We start from the raw sequence: 6853 nt of genomic DNA on the forward strand, positions 1-6853 counted from the left end.
AGCCTTCTTCCCGCAGCAGGTCGGCGACGGTGTCCGCACTGACTTTGTGCCCGGTCCGGGCCAGCTCCCGCGTCAGCGTGCGGGTCGACTTCACCGTTCACCGCAGTGGTGACATCGGATCGCCTCGCTCGTCCGGCTCGACCAGCGCAAGGAGGGCCGGACGTAGCCCTGGATCGAGATCTACGACCCCCTTGCGGCCTCCGCCCGGCCGCCGCACCCGCCCCAGAGGCTCCTCGCCGGCCTCCAACTCGGACACGCCCTTGCGGACCGTGGTCTCACTCACCGAGGCCGCCCGCGCAACGGCCCGAACACCACCGTGTCCCAGGACACGAGCCTCTGCGGCCATGAGTAGCCGTCGTTGTCGCTCATCCAGATGCGGGAACAACACCGCGAACCTCATGGCGAGTTGGGCACAGATCTCGTCCGGGATGCGCATACCACATCAACGAGCCACGCGTCCCTCCCCTCGTAGCGTGGAGTCCGTGATTGCAGGGGAAGTTGGGGTTCATGGGGTCCAAGCAACGGACGTACACGCCTGAGTTTCGTGAGGGTGCTGTACGCATCGTGATCGAGACGGGCAGGCCGATCCCGGAGGTCGCCGAGGAACTCGGCGTGCACTCCGGCACGTTGCATAGCTGGGTGTCGCGGTGGCGGCGCAACGGGTCGGCGTCGTCCGACCGGCCGGCCGAGCCCGCGCCGCCGGGTGGACGGATGCGCGAGGCCGAGCGCGCCGAGCTGGAACGGTTGCGGCGGGAGATGTCGGAGAAGAACAAGCGGATACGCGAGCTGGAGATGGAGCGTGATGTCCTCAAGCGATGCATGGTCCTCTGGGTGAAGTGACCGTGACGGACCCGGCCGCCCTGGCCGCGTTCATCGGTAACCAGAGGACCGAGCACTGCGTCCCGCACCGTCTGGCCTGCCGTGTCCTGGGGGTGTCGGAGTCCTGGTTCTACAAGTGGCGCGACAAGCCCACCACCGCGCGTGAGATCCGGCGCGGGCAGCTGGCCGACGTGATCCGGCAGATCTTCGAGGGCTCCGGCGGCACCTACGGCTCCCCGAAGGTCTGGCTCCTCCTGGTCCGCGCGGGCTGGCGGGTCTCGGTGAACACTGTCGCCCGTCTGGTGGCCGAACTCGGCCTGGCCGGACGGAAGGTCCGCCGACGGCGCGGGCTGACCCGGCCCGGCAAACGGCCGGCGGCCCCGGACTTCGTGCGGCGGGACTTCACCGCGGACGCTCCGGACCAGGTGTGGTGCGGCGACATGACCGAGATCACCTCCGGTGAGGGCAAGCTCTACCTGGCCACCGTCATCGACCTGTTCTCGCGCCGGCTGCTCGGTTACGCGATGGGCGCACGCCATGACGCCGAACTGGTCGTGGCGTCCCTGAACATGGCCGCGGCCACCCGCGGCGGTGACGTGAAGGGCGTGATCTTCCACAGCGACCGCGGCAGCGAATACGGCTCCCGGCGCTTTCGCCGGGCCTGTCGCCGCTTGGGCGTGACCCAGTCCATGGGCCGCGTCGGGTCGTGTTTCGACAACGCCGTCAGCGAGGCGTTCAACAGCGTGCTCGAGGTCGAGTACGTCCACCGGCACACGTTCGCCACCCGCACCGAGGCCCGGCTGCGGATCGCGACCTGGATCACCGGCTTCTACAACGTGCACCGACTACACAGCGTGTGTGGATATCAGAGTCCGATCGACTACGAGCACGACCACCGGGCCAACTCCGTCTTGGAACTGGCCGCTTAGAAGATCTCCACAGTTCGAGGGGATTGACACACACATCGTTGAGCAAGACCTGAGGCGGAATTGTGCCTTCCGTCACAGTGATTGCGGCGAAGGCCGGGATACGTTGCTCGTGATCAAGAAGGTCATGGCGCCCTCCCGACCAAGGGGCGCAATACGGGCCTGGACGTCAACTGCCCCGAGTCTATGTGAGCGGCTGCAGTCCGACGTCTTCGAAACTCTGAACCGGGGATGCACATATGAGTTACCGACAGCGAATAGCCAGCGGATCCGTCGCCGTTGCGGCGAGCGGCTGGCTCGCGTTGAACATGACTTCGCCCGCGGCTGCCGACGCAACGGCATCGGAGCCCGCCAGGGCCGCGGCCATTGTCGAGCGCATCACAGGAACCCACGACCTCGTGCCGACCACGGCGGGCGCCAGGGACGAGGCGAGCAGGGTAGTGACGGACACGACCGACGGAAAGATCACCCTGACCGTTCCGGCTGTGTCCGACGGAAAGGTAGAGACCATCGCGCCGGACGGGACGACGATTGGCGTCGCACTTCCGAGCACCAAGAGTGTTGCCGGTGTCGAGAGCGCCGCCGGCACGACCGTGTATCCGGACGCCGCTCCCTCTACCGACCTGTCGGTCCAGCCCACGGTCGGCGGCGCGTTCCGGAGTCTGATCACCCTCAAGGACAGCAAGGCACCTGCCGACCAGCGTTTCGATCTGGACCTCCCAGCTGGTTCGGAACTGGTGGCCACCGCCGACGGCGGTTACGAAATCGTCGAGCGTATCGACGCCGACACCAGCGTGGCCATCGGTGCCATCGACGCTCCGTGGGCCAAAGACGCCTCCGGCAACGACGTTCCCACCACCTACCGGCTGGAGGGCAACACGCTCATCCAGCAGATCCACATCACGTCGAACACCGCCTTTCCTGTGGTCGCCGACCCGAAGGTCTCGTTCGGCCGCGGAATCTACGTGAAGTTCAACCGTTCTGAGACAGCCTCCATCGCCCCGTACACCGACGCGTCAGCCGCCGTCGTCGCTGCATGCCAGAAGGTCCCGAACCGGGTTCGCAACATGCCCGTGCGGACCATCTGCCGTGGGACCCTTGGCGCGGCGTCCCAGAGCGTGCGGAAGACCTTCAAGGACGCCGCGAGCCAGAACCGCTGTGTCCAGATCCGGCTGCCCTACGCCCCGATCGGTGTCGTCATCGGTTGGCCCGAGTGGAAGAAGGTCGCATGCTAACGCCGGAGAACTCAGAGCGAGGAGAACCCGTGGGCACTGCTCGTAGCGCAGCCGTGACCTTTGCCAGCGTCGTTGCGATCCTGCTCGTTATGCAGTTCGCCTTCGAGGGAGAGGTCACGCTCCGCTCGGCGTTGGTTGCCGCTGCCGTGGGATTGCTCTCAGTGGCCGTTGGGCCTCTCTGGGAGAAATGGCGCAGCAACCGCCGGTAGCCCGCCCGTGCGGCCCGGCACGGTGAAGACCGTCGCCGGGCCCCGCGGCCGTACCGCCCACGGCCGGCGCTGGTCTCCTCCCAGGCCTTGAGGATGCTGGCCCAGCCGTACTGTCCGGCGTCGGCTGCAGAGCCTGCGCCTCGGGATCCGTACGGAGGGTGCTTCTATTGTGTTCAGGCGCGGGGCCTCATGCAGCCGAGGAACGACTGCACACGAAGTCCATGGAGGACTCGATGGCCCACCGCCGTGTCAACGCGGCCAAGTTCATCAGCCGCTACCGCTCGTGCGGGGAACTCGCCCGGGACGGGCTCCGCGTCTTGTGGACCGGCGGCTCACCCCCGCTCGCGCGGGGAACTCACGCCGACGTTGTAGCCGACGTCATCGGTGACCGGCTCACCCCCGCTCGCGCGGGGAACTCGTGTTCGCGGGTGATGCCGAGTTCGGCGGCGACGGCTCACCCCCGCTCGCGCGGGGAACTCATGACCGTGGACGGCGACTTGATGCCGAGGGCCGGCTCACCCCCGCTCGCGCGAGGAACTCCAGACCGGGCGGCGTGGCCTGCCACGCGGTCACGGCTCACCCTCGCTCGCGCGGGGAACTCCTGCGCGCCGGACGCCTCTCCCGCGCCCCCCGCGGCTCACCCCCGCTCGCGCGGGGAACTCAAGCGGTCGACCTGCCGCCAGTCGCCTTGGGCCGGCTCACCCCCGCTCGCGCGGGGAACTCGTCTACCGCGCGGGCGTGGGTGAGGTCGTCATCGGCTCACCCCCGCTCGCGCGGGGAACTCGCGACGTAGACCCGTTCTGCCACCAGGCCGTTCGGCTCACCCCCGCTCGCGCGGGGAACTCGCGCCACCATGTCAGCCGATCCGCTGCATGATCGGCTCACCCCCGCTCGCGCGGGGAACTCGCCTGCGTCACAGCCCGCACGTTCGATATGGACGGCTCACCCCCGCTCGCGCGGGGAACTCGCTGCTGGACGAGGAGCGCCCCACCGTCTCGTCGGCTCACCCCCGCTCGCGCGGGGAACTCACTTGGTGACCTGCGGATATTGGGAGCGTAGGCCAATTCGTTATCTGCATGGCGGCGCCTTCCAGATGGAGCTGGATGAGTAAGCGGTCACCGCTCAAGCGGGCGTTGTCAGTGGGGTGTGGTGAGATGCCTCTCACTGGTCCACCTCCATAGCCTGGAGCCGCGCACGATGACAAGCGACAGTGAGACTTTAGCGCTCGTCGATCCTCAACTGTGGGGCAAGCAGCACGGGCTGCCGCGTGCATATCCCGTGGTGTGTCATCTGCTGGATACGGCCGCGATGGCTGGTGCGTTGTGGGACAGTCTGCTCAGCCACGAGGTCGTCGAGCGACTCAGCGGTGAGGTGGGGGTTGCGGCTGACGAACTGCGGCAACTGGTCTGCATGTGGGCTGGGTTGCATGACCTCGGCAAGATCAGTCCAGCGTTCCAGCGCAAGTGCGTTGATCTGTATGCGGCGTTGCAGGCTGCGGATCCTGCGTACGGGCCAGCTTCGGCGGAGGAACTGCGTGATGCGCTGACTCTGAGGCATGACGAGGCCACGCACTGGGTGCTGGTGGGGATCTTCGAGGAGTTCGGCTATCCGGCGAACCCGCGGGGTGCCCACCGTGGGGTGGGGCATCAGATCGCGCAGATGCTGGGCGGCCACCACGGCCGGTTCTGGCCGGCGATGTCGCGGCAGCAGGCTCGCCGGCCTAGGGCGAACCATCCCGGTCTCGGGGCGGGCGTGTGGGAGGAGCAGTGCCGGGCTCACGCTGAGGCGGTCAGGCGGATGACAGAAAGTGCCGTCGTACCGCCGCGGCAGCTTCCCGCTTCCGTGGCTGTGGTCGTGGCGGGGCTGGTGATCGTCGCGGACTGGCTGGCCAGTCAAGAAACCTTCATCGTGCAGCGAATTCCTGCCCCAGGTTGGAGCGCTGACGACAAGGGACTGCTGGCTCATTGGGAGCGTTCGGTGAAGGATGCTGCGGCGGTGGTGCGTGAGGCGGGTCTGGGCCGGGCCGTCGTTCGGGACCTGTCGTTCAGGGAGATGTTCGGTTTCGAGCCGAACTCTTTGCTTTGCAGGCGTCCCTGGTGAAGGAGTTGCCTGATCTGGTGCGGGGGCCGGGACTTCTGCTGGTGACGGCTCCGCCAGGCGACGGCAAGACCGAGGCAGCGCTGTTCGGGGCGAGTGTGCTGATGCGTGCCGCCGGCTCGAACGGAGTCGGTTCTCGTTGCCCACGATGGCGACAGCCGACGCCATGTACGAGCGGGTGCGGGTGTTCGCCGAGCGGACGCTGGGCGGTGATGCGGCCCTGACCCGGGTGCACAGCATGGCCTGGCTGAGTGCGGACACCGTGACGGATGCGGCCGGTTCCGCAGCCACTGCTGGCCCGGTGCTCTCCAGCGAGCATGCCTCTGTGGAGGCGGCCCAGTGGCTCCGTGCGACTCGACGCGGGATGCTCGCCCCTCTCAGCGTGTTCACGATCGATCAGGCGCTGGCCGGGGTTCTGCCTGTGCGGTACAACGCGCTGCGTTTGCTGGCCCTGTCGGGGAAGGTCCTGGTCATCGACGAGGCGCACGCGTACGGGCCGTGGATGCACGCTCTGCTGCTCCGGTTGCTGGAATGGCTTGGTGCGATGGGGGCGCCGGTGGTGGTGCTGTCCGCGACGCTGACCGGGAGCACGGCAGGCTCGCTGCTGCAGGCCTACCGACGGGGCTGCGGCCAAGCCGATGAGCTGCCGCAGGCAATGCAGCCGCGCTATCCGGGCTGGGTCTACGTCGACGGGGCGCCCGGTGGCGCCGTGAGCGAGCCGCGCGGGGTACCGAGTGAGCGGGAGAGGGCCCTGGAGTTCAGGCTGCTGCCGGTGCGCAGGGATGTGGAGGCTGGTGATGTGCGGCATCGCTGGTCCGTGATCAAAGAGTTGCTGCGGCCGGCCGTCGAGGGCTGCGAAGGCACCGTGCTGGTGTGCTGTACGACGGTGGCCGAGGCACAGGAGACCGCTGTAGCTGTCCAGGCGTGGCTTGCGCAACGGGCGGAGTCAGGAGCCGAGGTGCCGGACCTGCATCTGCTGCATTCCCGCTACCGAGCCCGGGACCGGCGCAGGATCACTGAGGTGTGCGAGACCTCGTTCGGGAAGACGGGGCAGCGTCCCAAGGCGGCCATCCTGGTCGCCACCCAGATCGTGGAGCAGTCACTCGACCTCGATTTCGACCTGCTGATCACGGATATTGCGCCGCTGGCTCTTGTGCTGCAGCGCGCGGGCCGCTGCCAGCGACACAAGCTGGACGGGTATGACCTGCACGGTGCGCACCGGCCGGCCTGGGCCGTTGGACATCCCCGGATCGTGGTGCTGAATCCGGTGAACGGCGAGGGGGAGTTCGAGCAGCCGAGAGCGTGGGGCGCGGTGTACCACGAGGCGCTGCTGCGGCGTACCAGTGAGCTGCTGGCGCAGCGTGCGGGGGGTCTGGTGCACGTGCCGGGGGATGTGCAGGAACTCGTCGACGCCGTGTACGCCGAGGAGTTCGGCGGCGATCTCGATGAGAAGTCTGCCAGGGAACTGGCGGCCGCTGACGCTGCGCGGCGTGCCGAGGAGGCGGCCGAGCTTCAGCTGGCGGACATGGTGCGTGTGAAGGCCCCAAAGGACATCGGGCAGGATCTG

Annotated in this window: 4 protein-coding genes, 2 pseudogenes and 1 CRISPR repeat array; of the genes and pseudogenes, 5 read left to right on the plus strand and 1 reads right to left on the minus strand. The window is 67.9% G+C overall.

Annotated elements, in window-relative coordinates; genetic code table 11:
• A pseudogene (locus AC3ET3_RS35575) lies at positions 1–436 on the minus strand (ISAzo13-like element transposase-related protein); the annotation flags it as partial.
• A 71-nt stretch (positions 437–507) separates the two neighbouring features.
• On the opposite strand from AC3ET3_RS35575, the gene AC3ET3_RS35580 reads away from it, so the two are divergent.
• The 5 genes and pseudogenes from AC3ET3_RS35580 to cas3 all read left to right on the plus strand — a co-directional run.
• Positions 508–840, plus strand: a complete 333-nt coding sequence (locus AC3ET3_RS35580) for a transposase (RefSeq protein ID WP_432159272.1) — start codon at positions 508–510, stop codon at positions 838–840.
• Positions 837–1748: an IS3 family transposase gene (locus AC3ET3_RS35585; protein ID WP_435613680.1), complete on the plus strand. Its 912-nt coding sequence runs from the start codon at positions 837–839 to the stop codon at positions 1746–1748. The genes AC3ET3_RS35580 and AC3ET3_RS35585 overlap by 4 nt, the downstream gene beginning before the upstream one ends.
• Positions 1749–1984: 236 nt before the next feature.
• Positions 1985–2980, plus strand: coding sequence for a hypothetical protein (locus AC3ET3_RS35590; protein WP_432140164.1), 996 nt, complete (start codon positions 1985–1987; stop codon positions 2978–2980).
• A 537-nt stretch (positions 2981–3517) separates the two neighbouring features.
• A CRISPR array of direct repeats spans positions 3518–4217; the repeat unit is 29 nt; unit sequence CGGCTCACCCCCGCTCGCGCGGGGAACTC.
• A gap of 169 nt (positions 4218–4386) precedes the next feature.
• Entirely contained in the window at positions 4387–5289 is a 903-nt protein-coding gene (locus AC3ET3_RS35595) for a CRISPR-associated endonuclease Cas3'' (protein WP_432159222.1), read from the plus strand.
• A gap of 130 nt (positions 5290–5419) precedes the next feature.
• A pseudogene (cas3, locus tag AC3ET3_RS35600) lies at positions 5420–6853 on the plus strand (CRISPR-associated helicase Cas3'); the annotation flags it as partial.

The sequence above is a fragment of the Streptomyces sp. bgisy159 genome (assembly GCF_057707805.1).